The sequence below is a fragment of the Streptomyces coeruleoprunus genome (assembly GCF_039542925.1).
GTDB lineage: Bacteria > Actinomycetota > Actinomycetes > Streptomycetales > Streptomycetaceae > Streptomyces > Streptomyces coeruleoprunus.
On record NZ_BAABIT010000001.1, the window covers coordinates 1,337,844 to 1,363,666 of the forward strand.

22 protein-coding genes are annotated in these 25,823 nt (G+C 74.3%); 11 read left to right on the forward strand and 11 right to left on the reverse strand.

Translation table 11 applies throughout. The annotated features are described in order from the left end of the window. Positions 1–29: 29 nt before the first annotated feature. The 4 genes from ABEB09_RS05815 to ABEB09_RS05830 all read right to left on the reverse strand — a co-directional run bounded on the left by ABEB09_RS05815 (position 30) and on the right by ABEB09_RS05830 (position 5,244). Positions 30–1,763: an alpha/beta fold hydrolase gene (locus tag ABEB09_RS05815; RefSeq protein ID WP_345687762.1), complete on the reverse strand. Its 1,734-nt coding sequence runs from the start codon at positions 1,761–1,763 to the stop codon at positions 30–32. A 140-nt stretch (positions 1,764–1,903) separates the two neighbouring features. After that, on the reverse strand, positions 1,904–3,592 hold the full coding sequence (locus tag ABEB09_RS05820) for a LuxR C-terminal-related transcriptional regulator (protein WP_345687764.1): 1,689 nt from the start codon (positions 3,590–3,592) through the stop codon (positions 1,904–1,906). 140 nt (positions 3,593–3,732) lie between these two features. After that, entirely contained in the window at positions 3,733–4,707 is a 975-nt protein-coding gene (locus tag ABEB09_RS05825; RefSeq protein WP_345687766.1) for a hypothetical protein, read from the reverse strand. Between the two features lie 81 nt (positions 4,708–4,788). Continuing rightward, the gene (locus ABEB09_RS05830) at positions 4,789–5,244 is read right to left on the reverse strand and encodes an ATP-binding protein (RefSeq protein WP_345687768.1); all 456 of its coding nucleotides are present in this window, start codon (positions 5,242–5,244) and stop codon (positions 4,789–4,791) included. 141 nt (positions 5,245–5,385) lie between these two features. Between ABEB09_RS05830 and ABEB09_RS05835 the strand changes: the two genes are divergently transcribed. From ABEB09_RS05835 to ABEB09_RS05845, 3 genes are all read left to right on the forward strand, one after another. After that, on the forward strand, positions 5,386–6,213 hold the full coding sequence (locus ABEB09_RS05835; RefSeq protein WP_345687770.1) for a helix-turn-helix domain-containing protein: 828 nt from the start codon (positions 5,386–5,388) through the stop codon (positions 6,211–6,213). Then, positions 6,210–6,392, forward strand: coding sequence for a DUF397 domain-containing protein (locus ABEB09_RS05840; protein WP_345687772.1), 183 nt, complete (start codon positions 6,210–6,212; stop codon positions 6,390–6,392). Before ABEB09_RS05835 ends, ABEB09_RS05840 begins: the two co-directional genes overlap by 4 nt. A 96-nt stretch (positions 6,393–6,488) precedes the next feature. After that, positions 6,489–6,893: a ChaB family protein gene (locus tag ABEB09_RS05845; protein ID WP_345687774.1), complete on the forward strand. Its 405-nt coding sequence runs from the start codon at positions 6,489–6,491 to the stop codon at positions 6,891–6,893. A 20-nt stretch (positions 6,894–6,913) separates the two neighbouring features. On the opposite strand, the gene ABEB09_RS05850 is transcribed toward ABEB09_RS05845, so the two are convergent. Together ABEB09_RS05850 and ABEB09_RS05855 are read right to left on the reverse strand one after the other, a co-directional pair. Next, a complete protein-coding gene (locus ABEB09_RS05850) occupies positions 6,914–8,020 on the reverse strand; it encodes a hypothetical protein (RefSeq protein ID WP_345687776.1) in 1,107 nt (368 codons plus the stop codon). An 11-nt stretch (positions 8,021–8,031) separates the two neighbouring features. Continuing rightward, complete coding sequence (locus tag ABEB09_RS05855; protein ID WP_380842246.1) at positions 8,032–8,946, reverse strand: GntR family transcriptional regulator; 915 nt, start codon at positions 8,944–8,946, stop codon at positions 8,032–8,034. A 150-nt stretch (positions 8,947–9,096) separates the two neighbouring features. On the opposite strand from ABEB09_RS05855, the gene ABEB09_RS05860 reads away from it, so the two are divergent. Together ABEB09_RS05860 and ABEB09_RS05865 are read left to right on the forward strand one after the other, a co-directional pair. After that, positions 9,097–10,026 (forward strand): (2Fe-2S)-binding protein, encoded by a 930-nt coding sequence (locus ABEB09_RS05860; protein ID WP_345687777.1) that lies wholly within the window; start codon positions 9,097–9,099, stop codon positions 10,024–10,026. 208 nt (positions 10,027–10,234) lie between these two features. Further along, positions 10,235–11,293, forward strand: coding sequence for a DUF2637 domain-containing protein (locus ABEB09_RS05865; protein WP_345687779.1), 1,059 nt, complete (start codon positions 10,235–10,237; stop codon positions 11,291–11,293). Between the two features lie 113 nt (positions 11,294–11,406). On the opposite strand, the gene ABEB09_RS05870 is transcribed toward ABEB09_RS05865, so the two are convergent. The 3 genes from ABEB09_RS05870 to ABEB09_RS05880 form a co-directional block, all read right to left on the reverse strand. Then, positions 11,407–11,880 (reverse strand): ATP-binding protein, encoded by a 474-nt coding sequence (locus tag ABEB09_RS05870; RefSeq protein WP_345687781.1) that lies wholly within the window; start codon positions 11,878–11,880, stop codon positions 11,407–11,409. 289 nt (positions 11,881–12,169) lie between these two features. Then, entirely contained in the window at positions 12,170–13,912 is a 1,743-nt protein-coding gene (locus ABEB09_RS05875) for a pyruvate dehydrogenase (protein ID WP_345687783.1), read from the reverse strand. 27 nt (positions 13,913–13,939) lie between these two features. Further along, positions 13,940–15,748 carry a protein phosphatase 2C domain-containing protein gene (locus tag ABEB09_RS05880; RefSeq protein WP_345687784.1) on the reverse strand — a complete coding sequence of 603 codons (1,809 nt, stop codon included), beginning with the start codon at positions 15,746–15,748 and terminating at the stop codon, positions 13,940–13,942. Between the two features lie 374 nt (positions 15,749–16,122). On the opposite strand from ABEB09_RS05880, the gene ABEB09_RS05885 reads away from it, so the two are divergent. Next, positions 16,123–17,097: a helix-turn-helix domain-containing protein gene (locus tag ABEB09_RS05885; protein ID WP_345687786.1), complete on the forward strand. Its 975-nt coding sequence runs from the start codon at positions 16,123–16,125 to the stop codon at positions 17,095–17,097. Positions 17,098–17,133: 36 nt separating this feature from the next. Continuing rightward, a complete protein-coding gene (locus tag ABEB09_RS05890) occupies positions 17,134–17,616 on the forward strand; it encodes a DUF456 domain-containing protein (protein WP_345687787.1) in 483 nt (160 codons plus the stop codon). 401 nt (positions 17,617–18,017) lie between these two features. Here the strand turns inward: ABEB09_RS05890 and rsgA are convergent, their stop codons facing one another. Next, a complete protein-coding gene (gene rsgA / locus ABEB09_RS05895; RefSeq protein ID WP_345687788.1) occupies positions 18,018–19,139 on the reverse strand; it encodes a ribosome small subunit-dependent GTPase A in 1,122 nt (373 codons plus the stop codon). 578 nt (positions 19,140–19,717) lie between these two features. Here rsgA and ABEB09_RS05900 point away from each other — a divergent pair. The 4 genes from ABEB09_RS05900 to ABEB09_RS05915 all read left to right on the forward strand — a co-directional run bounded on the left by ABEB09_RS05900 (position 19,718) and on the right by ABEB09_RS05915 (position 24,649). Further along, positions 19,718–21,190, forward strand: a complete 1,473-nt coding sequence (locus ABEB09_RS05900; protein ID WP_345687790.1) for a Y4yA family PLP-dependent enzyme — start codon at positions 19,718–19,720, stop codon at positions 21,188–21,190. Beyond that, complete coding sequence (locus tag ABEB09_RS05905; RefSeq protein WP_345687792.1) at positions 21,187–22,521, forward strand: pyridoxal-phosphate dependent enzyme; 1,335 nt, start codon at positions 21,187–21,189, stop codon at positions 22,519–22,521. Before ABEB09_RS05900 ends, ABEB09_RS05905 begins: the two co-directional genes overlap by 4 nt. A 1-nt stretch (position 22,522) precedes the next feature. After that, on the forward strand, positions 22,523–23,785 hold the full coding sequence (locus ABEB09_RS05910) for an aminotransferase class V-fold PLP-dependent enzyme (RefSeq protein WP_345687794.1): 1,263 nt from the start codon (positions 22,523–22,525) through the stop codon (positions 23,783–23,785). An 81-nt stretch (positions 23,786–23,866) separates the two neighbouring features. Next, a complete protein-coding gene (locus ABEB09_RS05915) occupies positions 23,867–24,649 on the forward strand; it encodes a class I SAM-dependent methyltransferase (protein WP_345687796.1) in 783 nt (260 codons plus the stop codon). A 7-nt stretch (positions 24,650–24,656) separates the two neighbouring features. On the opposite strand, the gene ABEB09_RS05920 is transcribed toward ABEB09_RS05915, so the two are convergent. Beyond that, positions 24,657–25,670 carry an isopenicillin N synthase family dioxygenase gene (locus ABEB09_RS05920; RefSeq protein WP_345687797.1) on the reverse strand — a complete coding sequence of 338 codons (1,014 nt, stop codon included), beginning with the start codon at positions 25,668–25,670 and terminating at the stop codon, positions 24,657–24,659. Positions 25,671–25,823 lie beyond the last annotated feature (153 nt).

Consider the following 25,823-nt stretch of genomic DNA (forward strand, 5'->3'; position numbering starts at 1 on the left):
CCGCCCCTCACCCGCACCACGCGAACCCCTCAGGGCGTTCCCGTGGCGACGTTGATCGTGGTGTGCAGGACCGCGCCCGGCGCGCCGCCCGAGCGTTCGCGGAGCATGCCGTCCAGGATCTGGCGGACCTCCGTGGACCGGTCCTCGGTGAGGCCGGCGATCCACTGGGCACCTAGGGGATGGCTGCTGCGGATCGTGTCCATCAGTTCCGCGGCGGAGCCGAAGAACGTGCCCACAACGACCTGACGGACCGTCACCCCACTGAAACCGGCCTCGCGCAGCACGGCCGCGAAGCGATCCGGGTCCGTGAGCCGGAAGGGCAGCGGCGGCGGGTCCGTCGGCATCCCGGCGAAGCCGGGCACGGCGGCCCGCAGGGCGCCCACCGTCCACGCGATGAACTCGGCTTCCCGGGGCGGGCCGAACGCCGCGACCAGCACCGTGCCGCCCGGGCGGGTGACCCGCGCCATCTCGGCGAGGCCGCGCCCCAGGTCGGGGAAGAGCGACACACCGTTGAGCGACGCGGACACGTCGAAGGTGTCGTCGTCCAGGTCCAGGTGCTCGCCGTCCATGACGAGCGCGCGGACGTGTTCCAGACCCTCGGCGCGGGCGCGGGCGGCGAGCCGCTCCACCATCGCCGGTGCGAGGTCGACGGCGACGACCCGGGCGCCCCGGCGCGCGGCGGGCAGGGCCAGGGCGCCGCTGCCCGCGGCCACGTCCAGGAAGCGGGTGCCGGGGCCGATGGCGGTGCCGGCCAGCGCCTGTTCGCCCCACCGCGTGGTGTGCGGCGTGGTGTGGCGGTCGAACCCGGGAGCCAGGGTGTCCCAGGCGGTGCGGATCTGATCCGTGGTGGGGGGTTTGGTGGGGGCGGTCATGGCCGGCTCCTTCCGTGCGGGACGCGCAGGGCGGCACGCACGGCCGCCACGAGGGCGTCGGGGCGTTCGAGGTGGGGGTCGGCGCCGCAGTCGTCGATGACGTGCAGCGGCCAGCCGTGCCGGGCGGCGGCCTCCTCGCCGTACCGGAGCCGCGCCTCGGGGTCCTGGCGGCCCCAGACGAGGGTCGTGGGGGCGGGGAGGGCGGCGAGGCCGGCCGGCGGGATCACGGGGAGCACGAAGTCCTTCATGAGCGTGCGCCCTGCGGCCTTCACACCCGGGTGTGCGGGCGCGGTCGAGCGCGTAGTCGGCGATGCCGTCCCAGCGCTCGCCGAGGTCGTCCCGTACGCCGTCGAAGTCGACCATGCAGCGTCCGAGCATGCGGTCCCGGGTCCGTTCGGTGGTGCGCATCTGGAACGCGGCCATGCTGACCGCGAAGCCCGGGGCCGGGCGGAACGGGCCCAGGCCGAACGCGTCGACCAGGACCAGCGCGGCGACCCGGTCGCCGTGCGCGGCGGCGAAGCGGGCGGCGACGGCGGCGCCCAGGTTGTGGCCGACCAGGACGGGCGGGGCGGCGCAGGTGGCCGCGACGAGCGCGGCCAGCCACTCCACGACCCGGCTCGCGGTGAGGGCGACGCCGCCGGGTACCTCCGAGGCACCCTGGCCCGGCAGGTCGGGGACGATCAGCGTCCAGGACGACGCCAGGTCCGGGATCACCCGGATCCACCCGAGTGCGGACTGCCCGATGCCGTGGAGGAGGACCATCGGGGGTCCGCTGCCGCCCTCCAGTACGGCGGTGGGGACGCCGGCCAGGTCACGGTGGTGCTCGGTGAGCGGGATCTCCGCGAGGAGCCGCTGCCGGGCCTCGGCGCCCACGGTGGTGGTGCGGTTCATCGCCGCCTCCTCTCCTCGGGTCCGCGGTGTGCTTCTGCGGATCTATGGAGAGTGTGGCGTCGCCCGGATCACCCGCACATCGGGGGGAATACGCATTTCATCCGCCGCGCCCGGTGTGGGTGGAACCACCCACGCCGGCGTCAGGCCAGGTCGTGTTCGTACGCGTACGCCGTGGCCGCCGCGCGCGAGCCGACGTCCAGCTTGTGGAACATGTTGTTCAGATGGCGGGCCACGGTCTTCTCGCTGATGACGAGCGCGGCCGCGATCTCGCGGTTGGTGGCGCCCGCCGCGACGAGCTTCAGCACCTCCGCCTCGCGCGGGGTGAGCCCGCCCGGCAGCCGGGCCGCGGCGCGCCGGGACAGCCGGTCCACGCGGGCCAGCTGCGGGACGGCCCCGAGCCGCTCGAACACAGCGCGGGCGGCGTCGAGTTCCATGTCGGCCGAGTCGTGGTCGCCGAGCGCGCGGTAGGCCTCGGCCATGAGCACCCGCACCCGGGCCGTCTCGTACGGGACCTCCAGCTCCTGCCAGGCCGCCCACGCGCCGCGCAGCGCCGCCCCGGCCCCCTCCGGGTCTCCCCCGGCGAGCAGGACGGCTCCCCGGGCGCCGGCCGCGACCGCGCGCAGGTAGGGCGCGGCCAGGTCGTCCGCCGCCCTGGCGAGTGCGCCGGCGGCGGCGCGGGCGGCGTCGGTGTCGCCCGCCGCCAGGGCGATCTCGGCGTGGGCGGCGAGGACGCGGGAGCGCCGCACGGGGTCGTGCTCGGCCTCGGCGGCGACCCTGCGCACGGCGGCCAGGGCTTCGTCGGTACGGCCCTGGGCCAGCCGCAGCAGGGCGAGCCCGGGCTGCGGCGGGTGTCCCCACCGGTCGGCCTGGCGGTACGCCTCCTCGGCGCGGCCCAAGGCGCCGCGCAGGCGCAGGAGTTCGGCGCGCTGGTAGTGGGCCATGCCCGCGGCGGGGTCGCCGGCCGGCGTCTCCATGCGGGCGCAGGCCTGCTGCGCCTCGGCCAGGGCGTCGCCCCACTCGCCGTGCAGCTGCATGATCTCGGAGCGGTGCACGAGGCACTGTCCGCGGTACGGCCTGAGGTCGGGCTGGGAGGCGCACCAGCGGCTGAGGGCGGCGGTCCACTCGGCGGCGCGGTGGACGTCGAACGTGTCCCGGCACGCGATGATCACGGCGCAATAGACGATGCCGGCCGTGATCGGGGAGACCTCGCCCGCGGTGACGGCGACCATCGCCTCGTCGAGCAGCTCCCGGCCGCGGACGACGTCGCCGCCGGCGACGAGCGCCTGCCCCTGACCGAGGCGGCCGAGCGCGACGAGGTCGGGGTCGCCGAACCGGTCGGCGATCCGGGCGGCCTCGGCGAACGCGGCACGCGCCGCCTCGTGGTCGCCGGCCCCCATCGCGCGCAGGCCGGCGGGCACGAGCAGGTAGCCGCGCTCCACGTGGTCCCCGCCCGCGTCGTCCAGGGTGCGGGCGGCCCGGCCGAACCAGCCTCCGGCGCGCTCGTGGTGCCCGAGCCGGGCGAGGGTGAGGCCGAGCCAGAAGGCGCAGCGTGCGGCGGGGCCGGCCGCGCCTGCCCGGCCCAGCGCGAGGTGGGCCCGCTCCCAGAGCTCCACGGCCCGGTCCTCGCGGCCGGTCAGGTAGGCGGCGCGGGCGAGCAGGTCCAGGTCGGGTGCGGGGAGCGGCTCCCGCGCGTCGGCGGCCTCCAGGCGGTCGTACGCCTCCGCCCAGGCACGGCGCCCGAACGCGTCCCGGCCCTCGTCCAGGGGCCCCGTGGCCGCGGCGGTGCCGGCCGCTGCCGCGGCCCGCTGTGCCGCCGAACGCTCCGCCATGGCAGGCTCCGCACTCCTGGTCGGCCGCAGGCGTCGCCCACGTCTCCGTCTCCGCCGGCCCCTCCCTCCACCGTACGAGCGGCCGGTCGGGGCCGCAGGACGACTTCGCCGCCGCCCTCCTCGGGCCGGCGCATGGGCGCTCAGAACCCCCCGCACCCGTGCCCGTGGCTGCCGCAGCTGTGGCCGCCCGAGGAGCCGTCCACGCCATGGCTGCTGTGGTGGGAGGACACATGGGTCACCGCCCCGGACGCGCCCGACCCGCGGGTCGCCGGCCTGGTGTTCCACCAGCTCCGTGTGACCGTCGCCCACCAGGAGATGAAGGGGAAGGGCGCGCCCCGGTCGCGGCAGTCCTGTTCGACGCGGGCGCAGGCCGCCGGGTCCCAGTCGATGCGGCGCAGCGCGCGGCCGTCGCGCAGCGACTTGAGCTTCCGCTCCAGCCCGCGCACGTCCATCGGCTCCCCGTCCGCCTCCACCGGCCGCGCGGGCGGCACGTCGTGCCGGTACACGTACAGGACCTGCGGGTCGTCGTCATCGGCCGCGCAGCCCCAGACCGCGAGCGCGGCGACCTCCGCGGCCACGGCGCTCCGGCGCTGCTCCTCACGGCGCTTGGCCTCCTCGCGGGCGCGCCGCTCGGCCTCGTCCCGCTGCAGCGCCGCCTCGATCTCCGCGATGACCGGCCGGTACGCCTCGGTGGCCGCCGAAGCGCGCGCCACGAACTCCCGCTGCGCCGCCTCGGACCTCTCCGCCATCCTGCGCCGCCACCCCGGCCACGGGAAGGGACGGGACGCGAGCCGGTAGGACCAGCCCCCGCCGTGCAGGTCGACGCTCGACTCGGTGCCGTGCGCCCGCGCCAGCCGCTCGTACGCCCTCGACAGCGCGTCCAGGTAGGCGCGTTCGGCGCCGGACCACCGCTCGTACTGGGCCTCCGTGACGCGGATCGACCGCCCGTAGGCCTGCCCGTGCCGTACACGGTGGACGACGAAGTCCTCCGCCGGGACCCCGTCCGGGGACGGGACGAACCGCACTCCGCAGAGGTTCCGCACCCCCACCCCGACCGTCTTGCGCTCGACCGTGATCACATGGTTGCGTACCTCGTCCGTTCCGGCCCCGGACATGAACACCCCCGTACATGCCGTCGGTACACCTTCCTCCACCGTAGCCACGGTCCGGGTGCGGAGGAACCCGACGGCCAGGCATCAGGCCGGCCCGTTCGGCGGCTGCTCGTCCACGGACACCTCCGCCCACACCGTCTTGCCGACCGGGATCCGGTCGAGCACACCCCACGCGTCGGCGAGCGCGGACACCAGGAACAGCCCCCGGCCCCGTTCCGCGATCGCCTGCGGCGCGACCAGCGCGGGCCGCCGCTCGGTGCGCGTGTCGCTGACCTCGACCCGCAGATAGCCCAGCCGCAAGGTCATCCGCACCTCGAAGCTGCGCCCCGGAACCCGCCCGTGCGTCGCGGCGTTCGCCGCCAGCTCCCCCACGACGAGCGCGGCGACGTCCCCGCGCTCGCTCCCGTACGGGATCCCCCACGCGTCCAGCCGGTCCGCGGCCAGCTTCCGCGCCAGCCTGGCCCCGAGCGGCGTGGACCGGAAACGGCGCCTGAACACACGTACGGTAATCGTGTCCTGATCAGGAAGTTGAGCAACCATGCGCTCAAGGTGGCGCGGCCGCACCGCCGGTGACCAGCATTTCCACTCGTACGCCGGGTCAGCGTACGAGTGTCGCGCATGGACAGTACGAGTAACCGTGGGTCACGATCGGCGAGTTGAGCGACGTGGAGGTGACCGGCCATGACGGTGAACAACAACGAACCCGAATCATCCGACAGCCTCAGGGCGTGGGGCGAGGTCCTGAAGGCCTTCCGCAGACGCGCGGGCCTGACACAGGAGCAGCTGGCGCCGATCGTGGGCTATTCCACGAGCTTCGTGTCGTCGGTGGAGCAGGGGCGGCGGATGCCGCCGTGGGACCTGGTCGAACGGGCGGAAGCGGCGCTGGACGCGTTCGGGGCGTTGAAGGGACCGGCGAAGTATCTGACTCGGGCGCGGCGGGTGGCGTCCTACTTCCGCCAGTGGTCGAAGCTGGAGGAAACGGCTCGGATTCTCTGCACGTACGAGTGTCGGCTGATCCCTGGACTGCTCCAGACGGAGCGGTACATGAGCGTGATGATGGCGCAATCGCCATCGCCCATCCATGGCGAGTCGATCGAGGAGCGTGCGTCCAATCGCCTCGCACGCCAGCAGATGCTCTTCGGTCGGGCCGCGCCCATCCAGTTCAGCTTCATCATCGAACAGGCTGTCCTCGAGCGTCGCTCGGGGGGCGACGACGTCACCAGGGAACTCCTCGATCATCTGATCGCGCAGGCGTCATTGCCGAACGTGAAGCTCCAGGTCATGCCACTGCACTGCCCGGATCACCCCAGCCAGGATGGCCCTCTCTATCTCATGGAGACGGCAGACCACGAGTGGTACGGCTACACCGAATCGCATACCACGGGCCAAGTATTTTACGAGCGGAAGCACGTGAGCAGGCTTCAGGAGTGCTATGCGAGACTGCGCTCACACGCTCTGACTCCTGCGGACTCCCTGAGCCTGCTGAAGCGAATGCGAGAAGCACTGTGACCACTCCGACAGCCGAACTCGCCTGGTTCAAGAGCAGCTACAGCAGCACCGGCAACGACAACTGCGTCGAAGTCGCCGCCTCCCCCACCGCCGTCCACATACGCGACTCCAAGGACACCGACCGCCCCGAGGTCACCCTCTCCCTCACCGCCTGGGCGGACTTCGTCGCGCGCGTCTGACCCCGCCGCGCGGTGGCCCGTGGCCCGTTTCGAATGGGGTTCGGGGGGCACACGTCCGGCATCCGGACCGAGGTGAACCACCGGAGGTGATCCGCCATGCCGGGACGTGAGGAACTTCCGTCGACGCTGGAACGCTCCTCCAAGGACGCGCAGCGCACCTGGATCAAGGCGCACGACTCGGCCGTCGACCAGTACGGCGAGGGTGAACGGGCCCACCGGGTCGCGTTCAGCGCGCTCAAGCACAAGTACGAGAAGGTGGGCGACCACTGGGAGCGGAAGGAAGGGGGGCGCAAGGGGCCCTCCGACCCCAGGGCGGCGACGCCTCGGGAGAGGCCCGCCCGCAGTGGTGAGGGCATCGACGAGAGCGCGTCGAAGCAGCACCTGTACGACCTGGCCAAGCGCATGGGCATCGAGGGGCGCTCCCAGATGTCCAAGACCGAACTGGCCGAGGCGTTGCGCAAGGAGAGCCGGACCAAGACGCGGCAGGCACGGGAGCGCTGAACCGCCGCGGGCCGCGCCGGTCAGCGGGGGCGCAGGTGGACCAGCGACTCCGGCGTGGCGACGGCGAGGGTGCCGTCCGGCCCCACCGCGACCGCCCGCACAGCGGGTCCCGGGCGGAAGGCCCGGGACTCCCCCGTGCCGAGCTGGTGCAGTTCGGCCAGCCCGTCCGCCCAGGCCACCGCGAGCACCCCGGCCCCGGCGTGGAGCGCGACCACCGGGTAGGGGCGCCGCGTCAGGGGCGTACCGGACGGCGTTCCGCCCGGGCGCCACGTACGCACCGTGCCGTCCACGCCACCGCTGTAGCAGCGCGGGCCGGGGGCCGCCGCGAGCGCGGTGACCCGGCCGGAGTGCGGCGCGGCCTGGTGGACGCCCGCCAGGCTGAAGGCATGGACGGAGCCCATGCGGTCGCCGGTGACGACCATGTCCCCGAGCGCCGCGAGGGCCGTGGCGGGGTGCGTGGCCAGGGTGGCCGCCACCGCCCGGGCGAGCCGGGACGGGGAGCCGTCCCGGACGTGAAGGTGGCCGCGCTCGTCCAGGTGCAGCCGCGTACCGTCCCCCGGGCAGGCCAGGGCCCTGACCTTCGGGTCCTCCTCCACCATGAAGCGGCCGTCGCACACGGCGAGCGCCGACGCGTGGCCCGCCCGCGTCGCGATGACCTCCCACGGCGTGCCCGCCGCCAGCTCCGCGAGCCCGGGGCGGAGGCGGGGTTCGGCGTCCTCGGGCAGCGCGGCGAGCAGGGCCAGGGCCCGCGCCTCAGGGGTCTGGCCCGCCCGGACGAGGACCTGCCCCGCCCGGAACCAGGCCGCCCGCAGCCCGCCGTGCTCCCCGCCCTCCTCGTACGCCCCGGTCACCCGCACCGGGTCCGCCGCGCAGACGAGGGCCGGATCGGAGAGGTCCAGGGCGGTCGCCGGCGCCACGGGCGGCGCGTCCGGCGGGCGGGCGAAGGTCACGTGCACGTCGCCGAGGGCCCGCAGGTCGCCGGCCAGCGCCGCGGCGTCGGGGGCGTCGGCCGGCAGGGTGACGTGCCGGGGCCGGCGCGGGGCGGACAGGAGGGCCGTCAGGAGTTCACCAGGCGTGCCCGCCACCACGCCCAGCTGGTTGGCCGCCTCCCACACCGTCGTACGCAACGCCGCCGCTCTCAGTCCCGGCCGCCCGTGAAGTGTTCCCGCACCAGGGACTCGACCACGCAGAGGTCCTGGGCGACCAGGGCGTCGAGGAGGGCGCCGTGCTCGGCGGCGTCGGCGACGAGGTCCGCGCGACGGGTGGTGGGCGGGCTGATGAGGGGCCACTGCGAGCGGCGGTGCAGGTCGTCCGCGATGGCGACCAGTTGTTCGTTGCCGGCCATGCCGAGCAGGGCGCGGTGGAAGGCGCGGTCCGCCTCCGCGTAGTGGGGGAGGTTCCCGCGGGCCGCCGCGGTGGCGGTGGCCTCGGCGAGGGGGCGCAGCTCCGCCCAGCGGGCGGCCGGGACGGTACGGGCCAGGCGCAGCATGACCGGCACCTCGATCAGCGCCCGTACTTCGGCGAGCTCGGCCAGCTCGCGCGGGGTGCGCTCGACGACGCGGAAGCCGCGGTTCGGCACGACCTCGACGGCTCCCTCGATGGCCAGCTGCTGCATGGCCTCGCGCACGGGCGTGGCCGAGACGCCGAAGCGCAGCCCGAGGGCGGGCGCCGAGTACACCTCTCCGGGCGCGAGCTCGCCACTGACGAGGGCGGTGCGCAGGGCGGTGAGGATCTGCCCGCGCACGGAGTGGCGCTGGACGGTCCGCGGGCCGGCGGCGGGAGCGGGGGGCTCACTGTGGACGTGCTCGCCCCTGGCGTGCTCGCGGTGCGCCTGCTCGCCCCCTGCGCGCTCCCCGTGCACCTGCCCGCCGGGGACCCGCTCCCCGCGGGCCGCCTCGCCACGGGCCTGGTCCGGTACGCGGGCAGCGGCGTGGTACGGGCGCGCCTGAGCCGCCGGCTGCGACGGCGGGACCTGCGGCTGCGGCCGCGACACCGGCCCCGCCCACTCGGGCGGTGGCGGCGCCGCCGTCTCCCGGGCCCTGCCCTGCTCCACTCGGGTCCTCCTGCCGCTTGCGTGGGAAGGCCCGGCTCGCGGTGAAAGGGGCCCCTGTGCACGATAGGCGCACCGGGCCGCGCGGTACACATCGATGAGATCGGGTAAGGTAAGGCTAACCTGCCAACGATCGTGATTCGGTGGTCCAGCATGTCCGTCCCCGCTCTGCTGCCGTCCCCGCCCGCCTCCCCCGTCGCGGAGTCCTACGCACGGCTGGCCGAGGTGTTCCCAGGGCTGCGGATCCGCGAGCTGGGCGAGGGAGAGCCGACACCGCGCGGCGGCGGCTGGGTCGGCGCCGACGAGCTGGCGGCGGGCGGCCCCGCCCTCGACGCGTTCCTGGCCTGGGACAGCGCGCAGGTGCTGCGCGACCACGGCAAGCGCGCCCGCCCCGACGTGATCGCGAGCTTCGGACTGCACCGGTACGCCTGGCCCGCCTGCCTCCTGGTGACCGTGCCGTGGTTCCTGGACCGCCGGGTGCCGCGCGTGCCGGTGGGGGACGTCTCCTTCCAGCGGGCGCTGGGGCGGATGGCCGTACGGGTACGGGAGTTCGCGTGCCTGCCGGGCGACCCCGCGGCCGTACTGCCGGGCGCCCGCGTCGTACCGGACGAGGAGGCGCTGCGCGCCGAGGTGCGGGCGGCCGTCGCCGAGCACATCGAGCCGGTGCTTGAGGGGTTCGGGCCCCGGATGCGGCGCGGCAGGAGGGCGCTGTGGGGCATGGCGACCGACGAGATCGTCGAGGGCCTGTGGTACGTCGCGCAGCTGATGGACGAGGAGGCGCGCGCGATGCACGAGCTGGAGCTGCTGCTCCCCGGCTCGGGCAGGACAACGGGCTCTTCGGTGTCCGGGCAGGACTCCGACTCGGACTCCGGCCCCGTCCCGGTCAAGCCGTACGTCGGTTCGGCCGGCTTCCGTGAACTGACCGCGCCGGACGGGCGCGCGCTGCCGACCCGCGACCGCGCGAGCTGCTGCTTCTTCTACACCCTCAGCCCCGAGGACACCTGTGTCACCTGCCCTCGCACGTGCGACGCGGACCGGGTGCGCAAGCTGAGCGCCGCCGCGGCCGCGGGTACGGCCGTCTGAGGGCCGTACAGACATCCAAGCCACCCGCCCGAGTGGGTTTATTCGAACGCAACTCGCTTACCTCGGGCGGGAGTTCGACCAGATCGCACCTATTTGTATGCCTCGCCACCCCGATGGCGTTCTCTTGCCCGGAAACCCCGTGACGCACGCCGCCGGTCGGCCAATATGGCGGACCTGACACGCCCCACTGCGATGCGAGGGACACCGCATGAGACTGACCGACATATCGCTGGACTGGCTGCTCCCGGGCGGTGTGATGCTCGCCGGAGCCGTGGCGGCGGTGGCGGTGCTCGCGCGCTCCAAGCGCGCCGGTGACCAAGCCGCGGCCGACGACTCCTGGGAACGCAGCGAGGAACGCCGCCGGCGCAAGGAGGCCATCTACGGCATCGCCTCCTACCTGCTTCTCTTCTGCTGTGCGGCCGTCGCCGCCGCACTCTCCTTCCACGGCTTGGTCGGCTTCGGCCGGCAGAACCTCAACCTCTCCGGAGGCTGGGAGTACCTGGTGCCGTTCGGCCTCGACGGCGCCGCCATGTTCTGCTCGGTCCTCGCGGTCCGCGAGGCCAGCCACGGCGACGCGGCTCTCGGCTCCCGGCTGCTGGTCTGGCTGTTCGCCGGAGCGGCCGCCTGGTTCAACTGGGTGCACGCCCCGCGCGGCATCGGCCACGACGGCGCCCCGCAGTTCTTCGCGGGCATGTCCCTCTCGGCCGCCGTGCTGTTCGACCGGGCGCTCAAGCAGACCCGGCGGGCGGCGCTGCGCGAACAGGGCCTGGTCCCGCGTCCGCTGCCGCAGATCCGGATCGTCCGGTGGCTGCGGGCGCCCCGGGAGACGTTCGCCGCCTGGTCGCTCATGCTGCTGGAGGGCGTCCGCACCCTGGACGACGCGGTCGAGGAGGTCCGCGAGGACCGGCGCGAGAAGCAGCGCGCCCGCCATCAGCGGCGCGAGCAGCAGAAACTGGACCGGGCACGCCTGCGGGCGTTCAACCGGCAACACCGCGCCTGGGGGATCGGGCGGGGCGGCCGCCAGGTCGAGGTGCAGAACCTGAACTCGTCGTCGGGCTCCGCGCCGGCCGCCGTGGGGGCGTCCGTCGCGGAGCCCGCCATAGCCGAGCCGGGACAGCTGCCGCTTCGCGCCCGGCCCTCCCTGCAGGCCGTGAGAGGACCTGAACCCCGGACCGTCGACCTCACCGCCGAGGACGACACCCAGGCGATCCCACGACTCGACTCGCTGGAGCAGAAGCTGAAGAGTCTGGAGCAGCAGTTCGGCTGATCACCGAGGCCGTGCGCCACTGGCCGAGGCCGGAGAGCCATGTGGGTCCGTCCGTTCACCGGGCGGGCCCACCGGCGTTCCCGGGCGTCGTCCCGTGGCCGGCCGGGGAACCGCTATTCCGTCGGCTTCACGTCGGAGAGTTCGAACCAGACCACCTTGCCGACGCCCTGCGCCCTGACCCCCCAGGCGTCCGCGAGTGCCTGCACCAGCAGCAGGCCTCTGCCGTGCGTCCCCTCGTCCGACGCCGGTACGTACGGATCGGGCAGGTCCGGGACGAAGTCCCGTACCTCCACCCGCAGCGCCGTCGGGCCGAGCGTCGCCGTCACCACCGCCCCGTGGTCGGTGTGGATCAGCGCGTTCGTCACCAGCTCGCTCGTCAGCAGCTCCGCGGCGTCCGCCGGTTCCGGCGCGACGCGATGGCGCAATAACCCGCGCAGCGCGCGGCGCACCTCCGCCACCGCCGTCAGATCACCGCTGCCCACGTGATGGCGCAGCTGCGCCGGGGGATGGTCGTCCCCCGGCCCGGGTATCGACCCGTTCACCCGCCCGTGCGCCGTTCCGGATATCCGGTCGTGCCGGTCCATCATGGGCCCAACCCCTGCCTGACGACCACTCATGCCCACCATCCCCCCAGTCTGGGCTTCGCTCGACAGGGGGCGCCCCCACGTCTTCGGCCCTACCCCTCGAACAGGCTCACGGGATCCATGCCCCTGCCTTCGCGCGGTCACGCCTGGGAAACACCGACGGGCGGGCGCACGGAGGGGAGCAGTGGGGCACGGCGGGGTGTCAAGGTCGCGATACCGGTCGCGGTCACGGAACCGTCACGGAACCCTCACCGGCGCGTCGGCCCACGGTCGCCCCGGCGCCATCCGGACGTCAAGGGCGCGGAATGTTGCGGACGTTGGAGCGGGCCATCTGGAGCATCCGGCCCACCCCGCCGTCCAGGACGATCTTGCTGGCGGAGAGGGCGAAGCCGGTCACCATGTCGGCGCTGATCTTCGGCGGCATGGACAGGGCGTTGGGGTCGGTCACCACGTCCACCAGGGCGGGTCCCTTGTGCTTGAAGGCGTCCTTGAGGGCGCCCGCGAGCTGCTTCGGCTTCTCCACCCGTACGCCGTAGGCGCCGGCCGCGCGGGCGATGGCCGCGAAGTCGGGGTTGTGGTTGGTGGTGCCGTACGAGGGGAGGCCCGCGACCAGCATCTCCAGCTCCACCATGCCGAGCGAGGAGTTGTTGAACAGGACGACCTTCACCGGCAGGTCGTACTGGAGGAGCGTGAGGAAGTCGCCCATCAGCATGGCGAAGCCGCCGTCGCCCGACATCGAGACGACCTGGCGGCGGCGGTCGGTGAACTGGGCGCCGATGGCCTGCGGCAGGGCGTTGGCCATGGACCCGTGGCTGAACGAGCCGATGATGCGGCGCCGCCCGTTGGGCGTGAGGTAGCGGGCCGCCCAGACGTTGCACATGCCCGTGTCCACGGTGAACACCGCGTCGTCGTCGGCGAGTTCGTCGAGCACCGACGCCACGTACTCCGGGTGGATGGGGGTGTGCTTCTCCACCTTGCGCGTGTACGCCTTGACGACGCCCTCCAGCGCGTCGGCGTGCTTCTTGAGCATCCGGTCCAGGAACCGGCGGTCCGTCTTGGCCCGCACGCGCGGGACGAGGCAGCGCAGCGTCTCGCGGACGTCGCCCCACACGGCCAGGTCGAGGCGGGAGCGGCGGCCCAGCCGCTCGGGGCGCACGTCGACCTGGACGATCCGGACGTCGTCGGGCAGGAACGCGTTGTACGGGAAGTCCGTGCCGAGCAGGATCAGCAGGTCGCACTCGTGGGTGGCCTCGTAGGCGGCGCCGTAGCCGAGCAGCCCGCTCATCCCGACGTCGAACGGATTGTCGTACTGGATCCACTCCTTGCCGCGCAGGGCGTGGCCGACCGGCGCCTTGACGCGCTCCGCGAACTGCATGACCTCGGCGTGCGCCCCGGCCGTGCCGCTGCCGCAGAAGAGGGTGACCCGGTGCGCGTCGTCGACCATGCGGGCCAGCGCGTCGATCACCTCGTCGCCGGGGCGGACCGTGGGGCGGGCCGGGACCAGGGCGTGCTCGGTGGCCTTCTCCGCGGCGGGCTGGGCCGCGATGTCGCCGGGCATCGCCACGACGCTGACGCCGCTGCGGCCGATGGCGTGCTGGATCGCGGTCTGCAGAAGCCGGGGCATCTGGCGCGGGCTGGAGATCAGCTCGCAGTAGTCGCTGCACTCGCGGAACAGCTGGTCCGGGTGGGTCTCCTGGAAGTAGCCGAGGCCGATCTCGCCGGACGGGATGTGCGAGGCCAGGGCGAGGACCGGGGCCATCGAACGGTGGGCGTCGTACAGGCCGTTGATCAGGTGCAGGTTGCCGGGGCCGCACGAGCCGGCACAGGCGGCGAGCCGGCCGGTCACCTGCGCCTCCGCCCCGGCCGCGAACGCGGCGGACTCCTCGTGCCGCACCTGGACCCAGTCCAGGCCGCGGGTGCGGCGGATCGCGTCCACGACCGGGTTCAGGCTGTCGCCGACCACCCCGTACAGCCGCTGGACGCCCGCGCGGACGAGGAGGTCGACGAACTGTTCTGCCACGCTCTGTCTGGCCATGGGTCCATCCACGCACGGCCCGCGCGGTTACGCCTCCCAGACGGCCGCCGCCGTACGGTCATCGGCGTACCCCTTCACCCTCAGCAGGGTGTCCGCGAGGAACGCGGCGAGGCCGGGCGGCTCCTCGGCACCCCAGCGCACGGCCAGCTCCTTGGCGAGCGCCGGCTCACCGCGCAGCGGCTCCGCGAGCCCGCCGCTCGCCAGGAGCAGCGTGTCCCCCGGGCGCGCCACGGAGGCGCGGAAGCGGAACGGCACGGCGGGCGGCGGCAGGGGGTCCTCGATGTACGGGGCGGAGGGGTGGGCCGTCACTCCGAGCCGCATCGTCAGCCGGTCGGCCACGGGGTCACCGCCGCCGTCGCCCGTGCCGTCCGCGGGGGCGGGCGCCTGGGGCGGGGAGCCGAAGCCGACGACGGCTTCGCCGGTGACGTCGGCGGGGCCGGGCGCGGGCGGCTCCAGGTCCTGCCAGGCGCCGTCCCGGAGCCGGAACAGCCCTCCGGCGCCGACACCGAAGAACACCCGGGTACGGCATCCGGGGTCGGCGGTCAGCAGCAGGCAGCGCAGGTCGGCGGTGTACTCGTCCGGTTCGACGCCCAGTTCGGCGGCGCGGGCGCGGAGCCTGCCGTACGAGCGGTCGGTGAGGCGGTGCAGACCCGACTTCAGGTCCTCGCGGCGGCCCGCCGCGATGTCCTGCGCCAGGCGGGCGTGGCTGCGGCCCACGGCTTCGCCGATCCATCGGCAGGCGTCGGCGGCTGCCAGGTGGGCGGCCTCGGCGGCGCGGGCGCCGGACGCGACGGCGACCAGCACCAGGGCCTCGTCGCCGGCGCCGAACCGCGCGGTGAGCAGCGCGTCGCGGCGCGGCTCGCCGCGGTACCGGGCGGAGTCGCCCCGCACGGACGCCGCGCGCAACGTGAACGTGCCGTAGCGGGCCCCGTCGAGGACGGTGTCATGGACCAGCTCATCCAACTCGTGGGCCCGCGCGAGGGGCAGCGCGGTGGGCTCGGCCTCGTACGTGGGCGGCCCGTCGCCCACATACGGGACGGGCACGGGCCGCTCGCCCGGGAGAGTCGCCAGGGGACGGGAGTCGTCGACGCGCGGATCGGGACGGGCGGGCGCCGCGGCATCGACGGCAGGAGAGGAGGCGGCAGGACCTGCGGGCGCCGCGGCTGCGGGCGTCGCGGCTGCGGGGACCGGGTCGGCGGGCGCTGGGCCGGCGGGCGCCGGGACGGTCGGCGGCTGACCTGCGGAGGACGAGCCTGCGGGGGCCGGGACCGTCGGCGGCTGACCTGCGGAGGCCGGGACCGTCGGCACCGGAACTGTCGGGGCCGGGGTCGCGGACGGCGGAACTGTCGGGGCTGAGCCTGCGGGGGCTGAGCCTGCGGGGGCCGGGGCTGCGGAAGCCGGGGCTGTGGGGGCCGCCCCGCGGTCGGCGTGCGGGGGGCTCGGCGGGCGCCGGGGGGCCTCAGGCGGCCGCGGCGGCCGTACGGCAGGGCCTGGCGGTGGCGCGTCTGCGGGTGGACGGGGGGCCGGGCCGGCTGACGGGGCGTCCGCGGGCGGGCGCGGGGACCAGCCCGGCGGTGGGGGCGGGGTGTGGGGAAACGTGCGGGGAGTCGTGGGGGGCTGTGGCTCCCACGGGGCCCGGGGCGGGCGCGGGGAGGGGAGTTGGGTGGTGGGGGGCGGTGCGGGGGGCTGCTCCCACCACGTGGGGCGGTCGTCCGCCAGGGTGCCCGACGCCGAGTCGAACCGGTCGTCCAGCGTGTCGCCCGACGCGGCCGGGGCCGTGTCCGGGGCGCCTTCGTCGTACAGCTTGTCCCACCAGTCGTCCTCGCCGGAACTCATGTCAGTAATTGTCCACAGCGCGAGGCGCGCGAAAACGGGGCATCCGGAAAAAGTGGTCATCATGAAAGGCCCGCCGGGCGCCCTCCTCCCCCACGGAAGGGACGGCCGGCGGGCCGACGTGGTCGGCGCACGTCGTGTGCGGAGTCGCGCGACACGACGTCGTACGCGCAGACCACGGTCTTGGTGACGGAGCCGCCGGTATCGCTCTCCCCGGGCGATTCCGGCACAGGGCACCGGAAAAGGCGCATGTGCGGAGGCTGTTGGTGCTGCGGTGGCGTCACCTTGGCAGAGGGGCGGGTGGTGTGGGGATGATGGGCGCGGCGGGTTTGCGCCGTGGCCGTTTTCCGCCACGGCTGAGCGGAGGGGTGGGTCAGGTGCTGACGGCGATAGGACTCGACGAGCGCCAGGAGTCCGCGTACCGGGCGCTGGTGGCCCTGGGGGCGGCCGAGGTGACGGATCTCGCGCACCGGCTGGCGCTGCCGGAGCCGGACACCGAGCGGGCGCTGCGGCGGCTGGAGGCCCAGGGGCTGGCGGCGCAGTCGTCGTCCCGGCCGGGGCGGTGGGTGGCGGCGCCGCCCGCGGTGGCGCTGGGCGCACTGCTGACCCAGCAGCGCCACGAGCTGGAGCAGGCGGAGCTGGCCGCGGCGCGGCTGGCGCAGCAGTACCGGGCGGAGGCGGTGGAGCCCGCGGTGCACGACCTGGTGGAGGTGGTGACCGGGGCCAGCGCGGTGGCGCACCGGTTCCTCCAGCTCCAGCTGGGGGCGGCGGAGGAGGTGTGCGCGCTGGTGACGGGGCGGCCGGTGGTGGTGGCGGGCTCCGACAACGACGCGGAGGAGCGCGCCGCGGGCCGGGGCGTGGCGTACCGGGTGGTGGTGGAGCGGGAGGTGCTGGAGCTGCCCACGGGCGTGGCCGAGCTGTCGGCGGCGCTGGGGCGGGGCGAGCGGGTGCGGGTGGTGGACCGGGTGCCGACGAAGCTGGTGATCGCGGACCGGTCGCTGGCGATGGTGCCGCTGACGGGGCGGGGCACGGAGCCGGCCGCGCTGGTGGTGCACGCGAGCGGGCTGCTGGAGTCGCTGGCGGGATTGTTCGAGGCGGTGTGGCGGGAGGCGGTGCCGCTGCGGCTGGGGGCCGGCCCCGAGGAGGTGACGGCAGCGGGCCCGGACGAGACGGACCTGGAGATCCTGTCGCTGCTGCTGGCGGGCCTGACGGACGCGAGCGTGGCGAAGCAGCTGGACCTGGGCCTGCGGACGGTGCAGCGGCGGGTGAAGGGCCTGATGGAGCTGGCGGGCGTGACGACCCGCCTCCAGCTGGGCTGGCACGCGTACGAACGCGGGTGGGTCTCCCGCTGACCTGCGGGTCCGCCGCGCGTCCGGCAGGCTGGTCGTGTGGGTGTGTGGCAGCTGCTCCTGGTCGCCATGGTGCTGCTGCTCGGCCTGTTCGGCGTGCTGGTGCCGGGTATCCCGGGGCCGTGGCTGGTGTGGGCGGCGGTGCTGTGGTGGTCGCTGCACGTGCAGTCCGCGGCGGCGTGGTGGCTGCTGGTGGGCGCGACGGCATTGATGCTGCTGACGCAGGTCGTGGTGTGGCAGCTGCCGGCGCGGCGACTGCGGGGGGTGGGGGTGACGCGGCAGATGGTGGTGTACGCGGGCGTGGGCGCGGTCCTGGGCTTCATCCTGCTGCCGGTGGTGGGGGCGGTGCCGGGCTATGTGGGCGGGATCTACGTCTCCGAGCGGCGCCGCCTGGGGGGCCACCGGCGCGCGGTGGCCTCGACGCGGTCGGTGATGCGCGCGATCGGCACGAGCGTGCTGGTCGAACTCTTCGCCTGCCTCCTGGTGGCAGGCGCGTGGCTGGGCGTGGTGGTGGGTTCGTAACCCCCACCCCCACCGGGCGTGAGCCGCGCACGGACGCCCCCGCCGGGGGTGAGCCGCCCACGCACGGGCGTTCCCACCCACCCCACCCCCCACCGGCGGTGAGTCGCCCACGCACGGGACGGGGGTGGACCGGGGGTCGCGCGCGCAGGATTGGCGGTGCTGGGACGCTTCGCTCTCTTGGCCCCGGGCGAGCCAATCTGAGCACGTGACCCCCGGGCCGCCACCGGACCCACCCACCGTCGTGACGCGCAAGGGGCGGACCCTCAGGCCGGGGGGCCGTTCCGTCGTTGTGCCCACCCGTTCCTCCCCCAAGGACTACGTCCAGGGGGGACCCCCATGCGGAACGACTGCCCACAACGACGGAACGGCCGCAAGGGCCGGGGCCCGGGCGGGTCCGGGGGTCAGTGCTGGGGCAGGCCGCCTCGTTTGGCGGCCAGGGCCGCCCTGCCCTCCGCGCCCTTGCGCTTCCAGTCGCGGCGGAGCTCCGCCCGCACCCGAGCGTCGGTCTTGGCCACGATGTACTGGTTCTCGCGCAGCAGCTTGCGGTAGCTGTCGAGGCGCCGCTCGGGCAGCGTGCCCTCCTCGACGGCGACGAGCACGGCGCAGCCCGGCTCGGCCTGGTGGGCGCAGTCGTGGAAGCGGCACTCGGCGGCCAGCTCCTCGATCTCCGCGAAGACCTGGCCGACACCGGTCCCGGCGTCCCACAGCCCGACGCCCCGCAGGCCGGGCGTGTCGATGAGGACGCCGCCGCCGGGCAGGACGAGCAGGTTGCGGGTCGTGGTGGTGTGCCGGCCCTTGCCGTCGACGTCCCGGACGGCCTGGACGGTCTGGGCGTCGGCGCCGAGCAGCGCGTTGGCGAGGGTGGACTTGCCGGTGCCGGAGACGCCGAGGAGCACGCTGGTGCCGTCGGCGACGAGGGCGGCGAGCACGTCGACGCCCTCGCCGGTGGCGGAGCTGACGGGCAGCACCTGCACGCCGGGCGCGGTGGTCTCGACGTCGTGGACGAGGTACGCGACGCCGGCCGGGTCGGGCACGAGGTCGGCCTTGGTGAGGACGACCAGCGGCTGGGCGCCGGACTCCCAGGCGAGCGCGAGGAACCGCTCGATCCGGCCGAGGTCCAGTTCGGCGGCGAGGGAGACCGCGATGATCGCGTGGTCGACGTTGGCGGCGAGGATCTGCCCGTCGGACCGCTTGGACGAGGTGGACCGTACGAAGGCGGTGCGGCGCGGCAGATAGGCCCGTACGTAACGGGGGTTGCCGCCTTCGGGGTCGACGGCGGCCCAGTCGCCGGTGCAGACGACCCGCAGCGGGTCGTGCGGGGTGACGAACGCGGTGTCGGCGCGGACCACCCCCTCGGGGGTGACGACGTCGCACTGCCCGCGGTCGACCCGTACGACACGGCCGGGGACGAGCCCCTGCGCGGCGTACGGGGCGAACTCGTCCTCCCACCCGCTGTCCCAGCCGTAGGGGGCGAGGGCGTGCGGGGCGGAGGAAGAGGAGGCGTACGGAGTGGGATGGGACAAGGGAGGACCCTTCAAAAGGGTGGTCCCGGCGCGCGGAAGGTAACGGCGGTCAGCCGGTGACCACGGGAGTGAGCATGATGGTCTTCTGGATCCGGGCAGCGCCCGTCGCGGGGACAGTCACCATGTCCTCACCTCCCTGTTCGTGGTCCTCAAGAGGTCCATCGGCCGGACCTTCGGCGGTCCTTCTCGGTCGCGGCCCACCGTAGCGGGGCGCGTGAAACCCGCGCCACCGAATTTCCGGGACCGGCACGCGTACGGCAACTGACGTATCCGAACGACCCCCACATCGCCGTAACTTGATGCAGCGTTCGACGGCGCGCCGTCCATTACTTCATACGCCCAACGCATCAGTCGGTGGCCCGGCCCGGGCGCGTGAGCCGGGCGGCCGCGCCGGGGCGCGTCAACGGCGCACCTCATCGCACCTGCGGACTCACACCTTCCGGTTGCGGGGACCCAGTGACATCCCCTCACATTGCTTATGACAACCATTGTCATTTGGTGGCATGCTCGTCCTCCGTCCGCCGCCTCCGCACACTCGGCCCAGTCAGTCCCTTCGAGAGGACCAGGACCACACCCGCATGAGCGAACCGCTGTATCTCGCCCCACGCCTGGAGTCCCGGCCTGCGGCGCTGCTGGACTCACCCGGGTTCCTCCACCCACTCGTGACCGCCCTGGGCTCCCCCCTGAACGTGCTGCTCCCGGACCAGCTGGCCGACAACGTCCGCCGCTTCCAGGACGTCTACGCGCGCCACCGGCTCGCCGGACGGATCCACTACGCGCACAAGGCGAACCGTTCGAGCGCCCTGGTGCGCCGGCTCGCCGCCGACGACGGCCCCACCGGCATCGACGTCGCCTCGCTCGGCGAACTCCAGCACGCCCTGAGCGGCGGCTTCACCCCGGACCGGATCGTGGCGACCGGGCCCAAGGACCCGGACTTCCTGTGGCTCGCCGCGCGCACGGGCGTCACCGTCTGCGTCGACTCGCCCGCCGAACTGACCGCGCTCGCCGCGCTCGTCGAGCGGTTCCGGCTGCCCCGCGTCCGCGTCATGCCGCGCCTGTCGCAGTTCACGGCGCCCGGCACGCGGATCCTCACCCGCCGCAGCCGCTTCGGCACGCCCGTCTCCGAGGCCGCCGCCCTCCTCGACCTGGTCGAGAAGCACGCCGACGGCATCGAGCTGACCGGCCTGTCGTACCACCTCGACACCATGGGCATCGCCGAGAAGGCCGTCGCCCTGGAGGGCTGCCTCACGGTCCTCGACGAGTGCCGGCGGCGCGGCCTGCGGCCCCTGGCCGTCGACATCGGCGGCGGCTTCGGCGTGGACTACCTCGCGGACGGCGCCCAGTGGGAGCGCTACACCACCGAGCTGACCCGGGCCCTGCTCGGCAAGCGGCCGCCCCTCACCTGGCAGGGCCACGGCTACGGGCTGCGCGCCGACAGCGGCACCGTGCGCGGCGCGCTCGCCGTCTACCCCGGGCACCGCCCGGTCGCCGGCGCCCGCTACCTCGACGAACTGCTCGCGCAGACCGCGCCCTCGCTGGGCCGGCCGCTGGCCACGCTGCTCCTGGAGAACCTGTACGACCTGCACGTCGAGCCCGGCCGCGCGCTCCTCGACCAGTGCGGCATCACCCTGGTCCAGGTGCGCGAGGTCCGGCACACCGCGGACGGCGACCGGCTGGTGCGGCTGGCGGCGAACGCCCGTGACGTGGGCCTGGAGGACCACGGGCTGCTGATCGACCCCGTCCTCGTACCGGCCCGCCCGGAGCCGCCCGGCAGCGGCGGCACCCCCGTCGGGGTCTATCTGCTGGGCAACCTCTGTCTGGAGGCCGATCTGATCAGCCGTCGCACCGTGTTCCTGCCGCGCGAGCCGCGCCCCGGCGACCTGCTCGCCTTCGCCAACACCGCCGGTTACTTCATGGACTTCACCGCCGACCACGCCCTGCACCAGCCCGTCGCCCGGAAGGTCGCCGTCCACGGGGACGGCGACGGCGGCTGGAGCTGGTGCCTCGACGACCAGTACTGGCCCCACCTCACCGCGGGGGATGCCCTATGAGGTACGAGCACATCACCGACGCCATCGGCGACACCCCCCTCGTCCGCATCGACCCGCGCGTGCACGGGCTGGAACACATCGACCTGTACGCCAAGCTGGAGATGCTCAACCCCTTCGGGTCCGTCAAGGACCGGGCCGCCTGGCGCATGGCCCGCCCGCACCTGGAGGAGGCACGCCGGCACGGCCGTACCGTCGTCGAGCTGTCCAGCGGCAACACCGCCAAGGCCCTGGCCGTCATCGCCGGGATGCACGGGCTGCCCTTCAAGAGCGTCACCAACCGGATGAAGGTCCCCGAGATCAAGGACCTGCTGCTGTTGCTGGGCGCCGAGATCGAGGAGCTGCCCGGACAGGCCGAGTGCCTGGACCCGACCGCGACCGAGGACCCGCTGACCCGCATCCACCGCATGCTCTCCGCGGACGACGGCCAGTACCTCCACACCGACCAGTACTACAACCCGGCCAACGCCGAGGCGCACGCCTCAGGGACCGGGCCGGAGATCATCAAGGACCTGGGCGGTTCGTCCCCGGACTGGTTCGTCGCCGCCGTCGGCACCGCCGGCTCCTCCACCGGGACGGCCCGCGCCCTGCGCGCCCACGACCCCGGCACGCGGGTCGTCGGGCTCGTCGCGCACAAGGCGGACTTCATCCCCGGCATCCGGAACATCGACGAGGTCCACGAAGTGGGCCTGTTCGACCCCGCCACCTACGACACGCTGGAGTCCGTCACCGCCGACGAGGCCATCGACGGCATGCTCACGCTGGTGCGCCGCTGCGGCATCCTCGCCGGGCCGACCGGCGGCGCCGCCTACTTCGGCGCCGTACGCCATCTGCGCGAGCAGGAGGCGCTGTTGAAGGACCGCGGGGCGGGCGAGAAGCGCACGGCGGTGTTCATCGTCTGCGACCGCGTCGAGAGCTACATGAGCTACGTACGGCAGCGCCGCCCCGAGCTGCTGCGCCGGCCGCCCCGCCCCAACTCGGCGGCCACGCTCACCCCCGAGGAGGTGCGGGCCGTGCACGTCATCGGGGTCGAGGAGGCCCGTGCCTGGATCGCGACCGAGCGGCCGGTGGTCGTGGACCTGCGCGGGGCGTTCGCGTTCGCGGCCCTGCACATCGAGGGCTCCGTCAACATCGTCGACGAGCTGTTCGCGGAACTCCTGCACGGCGGCATGCCGTTCGGCCGCTCCCAGCCCGTACTGCTGGTGTGCCCGGTCGGCGAGCAGTCCGTGACGTACGCGGCGCTGCTGACCCGGATGGGCCACCGGAACGTACGCAGCCTGGCGGGCGGGATCATCGCCTGGCGGGACGCCGGGGCCCCGATGGTGAGGGACTGACATGCGGACCACCGGCACCGGCAGCCGTGTCACGCCCGCCGCTCCCCCGCCGCCCGGCCCGTCCGCCGGGCTGCGCGAGTGGCAGCGGCCGCTGCGCGAACAGTTCCCCATCGTCACCGGGCACCCCGGCCTGGCGTACCTCGACAGCGCGGCCACCGCGCAGAAGCCCAAGGTGGTCCTGGACGCCGTCCAGACGTATCTGACCGGCTGCAACGCCAACGCCGGGCGCGGCACGTACACCTGGGCCAACCGCACCAGCGCCCTCATCGAGGAGACCCGGGAGCGCGTGAAGGCGTTCCTCGGCGACCCGGAGCCCGACCGGTCGACGGTGTGGTTCACCAGCGGCACCACCGAGGGGCTGCGGACCGTCGCCCGGGACTGGCTCACGGCCGAACTGCGCGACGGCGACGAGATCGTGGTGCCGTTCGCCGACCACGAGGCCAACCACCTGCCCTGGCTGGAGGCGCGGGAGCTGCTGGCCGCGCGCGGGGTGCGGATCACCGTCCACCCCATGCCGTACCAGCAGGAGTCCCGCGACTACGACCTGGAGGCGCTGGCCGGGCTGGTCGGCGAGCGGACCCGGTTCGTCGCCGTCACGCACGTCCACCACGTGTACGGCGCCGACATGAACGTCGACCGGGTCCGGCGGGTCGTCGGGCCCGAGGTGCCGATCTGCCTGGACGCGGCGCAGAGCGTCGGGCACCTGCCGGTGGACGTCGGCGCCCTGGACGTGGACTTCGTGGTGTTCTCCGGGCACAAGGCGATGGCGCTGCCCGGGACGGGCGTGGTGTGGGCGCGGGGGCTGCGCGGCGGGGAGTTCCGGCCGGGCGGCTGGCAGGGCACGCCCAACACGACCGGCATCCTCAGCCTGCGCACGGCGCTCGACTGGCTGGACGCGGCGGGCCTGGCCCGCATAGAGGAGTGGACGGTCGGCCTGGGCGTACGGCTCACGGACGGGCTGAGCCGGCTCGAGGCGTACGAGGTGCTGGGCTGCCCGCTCAGCCTGACGGCCGCGTCGACGGTGCAGCGCCGGCAGGGCCTGGTGACGTTCCGGCACCGGGCCGTGAGCGCCAACGACCTCGGTTTCATCCTGGCCGCGCACGGCCTGCTGGTGCGCGCCGACGGGCTGTGCCAGGCCCGCGCTGGTGAGACCGACAGCTCGGTACGGGTGAGCGTGCACGTCTACAACACGCCCGAGGAGATCGACCGCCTCCTCGGGGTCCTGGAGGGGCTGGACGACGACCGCCCCGGCGGACCGCGGTAGCGCCGCGCCCGCGGACACACGGTGAGCCGCGGGGCGTGGTCGGCCCCGCGGTCACACGGAGCAAGGGAGCTCGAGGAGACGATGTCACGACGGCTGACGTCACGGCGGCTGACGGCCGAGCGGGCCGGCGAGTGGATCCGCCGGTGGGAGCTGCAACAGCAGCGGTACGCGTGCGACCGCGAGGCCCGGTTCACGGTGATCGCCGACGTCGTGGAGACGGCGACGGCGTCCGGTGCCCACCCGCTGGTCGCCGACCTGGGGTGCGGTCCCGGCTCGCTGGCCGCCCGGCTCGCCGAGCGGCTGCCGCACGCCGAGGTGATCGGCGTGGACACCGATCCGCTGCTCCTCGCGCTGGGCCGGGCCCACCACGGGGCGCTGGTGCGGTTCGCCGACGCGACGATCGGCGCGCCGGGCTGGCTGGCGTCCCTGGACCTGGGGCGGCCGCTGGACGCGGTGGTCTCCGCGACGGCCCTGCACTACCTGCCGGAGCCGGCGCTCCTGTCGGTGTACGAGCAGGTACGGGAGTCGCTGCGGCCGGGCGGCGTCCTGGTCAACGGCGACCACCTGTTCCAGGAGGACCCGGCGGTCGCCGACCTCGCCGCGGTCGTCGGCCGCCGCCACGCCGAGCGCCACGGGACGCACGCCCACGAGGACTGGAGCGGCTGGTGGGCGGCCGTGGCCTCGGCGCCCGAGCTGTCGGCGCCGCTCGCCGAGCGCGCCCGCCGCGGCCCGGGCGCGGGCGGCGACAACGGCCTGACCCTCCAGCGCCACGTGGAGCTGCTGCACAAGGCGGGCTTCGACGCGGCGGGGCCCGTGTGGCAGTACGGGCCGAGCTGCGTCCTCGTGGCGGTGAACGGGGCGTGACACGAGGTCAGGTGCCGGCCGCGATCAGGTGGGGGTGGTGGCGGCGAGCGACCTCGGGGTGGGCGCGCACCCAGCCCTTCAGCTCGTTGCGGCCGTACTCGGCATGGAGGGGGTTGGCTCGGTCCTGGGCGATGCCGGGGGCGTGCTCCAGGTACGTGCCGGGCACGGTGTCGATCACCGCGTCGAGCCGCGGGTTGTAGAAGAACGGCACCGAGTAGCGCTCGACCGCGCCCGGAGGACTCACCACCCGGTGGTCCGTGGCCGACAGGTAGCCCTCGGTGGCTATCTCCAGGAGCTCGCCCAGGTTCACGACGAAGGCCCCGGGGAGCGGAGGCACGTCGAGGTAGCCGTCGCCGAGCTTGACCTGGAGGCCCCCGACCTCGTCCTGGAGGAGCAGCGTGAGGAATCCGTAGTCCTTGTGGGCGCCCACCCCCTGGCCGGAGCCGGTGGGCGCCGAGCCGGGGTAGCGGATCAGCTTGGTGTGGAGGTGCGGGCGCTCGGCGAAGGCCGCGTCGAAGAAGTCGGCGGGCGCCCCGAGCGCGGTGAGCAGCTCACGCAGCAGCCGGTGGGCGACCAGCGCGAGGTCCTCCTGCCAGGCGAGTACGGCCGGGCGCAGCTCGGGCAGGGCGTCGGGCCACTGGTTGGGGCCTTCGAGCCACAGGTACGCCGGGTCGTCCGGCCCCAGGACGAGGGCCGGCCGCTCGGCGCCGACGTCCAGCTGGTCGCGCCAGTCGGAGCGGCCGCCGGTCAGCTCGTGGCCCACGCGGGTGTAGCCCCGGAAGTGCGGCGACCTCAGGTTGCTGAGGCTCAGTCGGTCGGCTTCCGGCAGGGCGAAGAACGTCCTGGTCAGCTCCAGGACGCGGGCGGTCTGCCCGGGGGTGACACCGTGACCGGTGAGGTGGAAGAAGCCGACGTCGCGCGCGGCGGCGTGCAGATCGCGGTGAAACGCCTCCCGGGTCTCGGGATCGTCCGCCGCGGACAGGTCGATGACGGGCAGCGAGCCGACGGTGGCAGCAGGCATGGACGGCATGGTGGTGTTCCGTTTCTCGTACGACAAGGCCCTGCTCCCGGAAGGTGGCGGGATCTGACGCACGGAAAAGCCGTCGGCCGGGGTGTGCCGGAAGGCGCGCGTCCGCTCGCAGGACCGTGAGGGGTGAAGAAGGGGGGAAGCGAG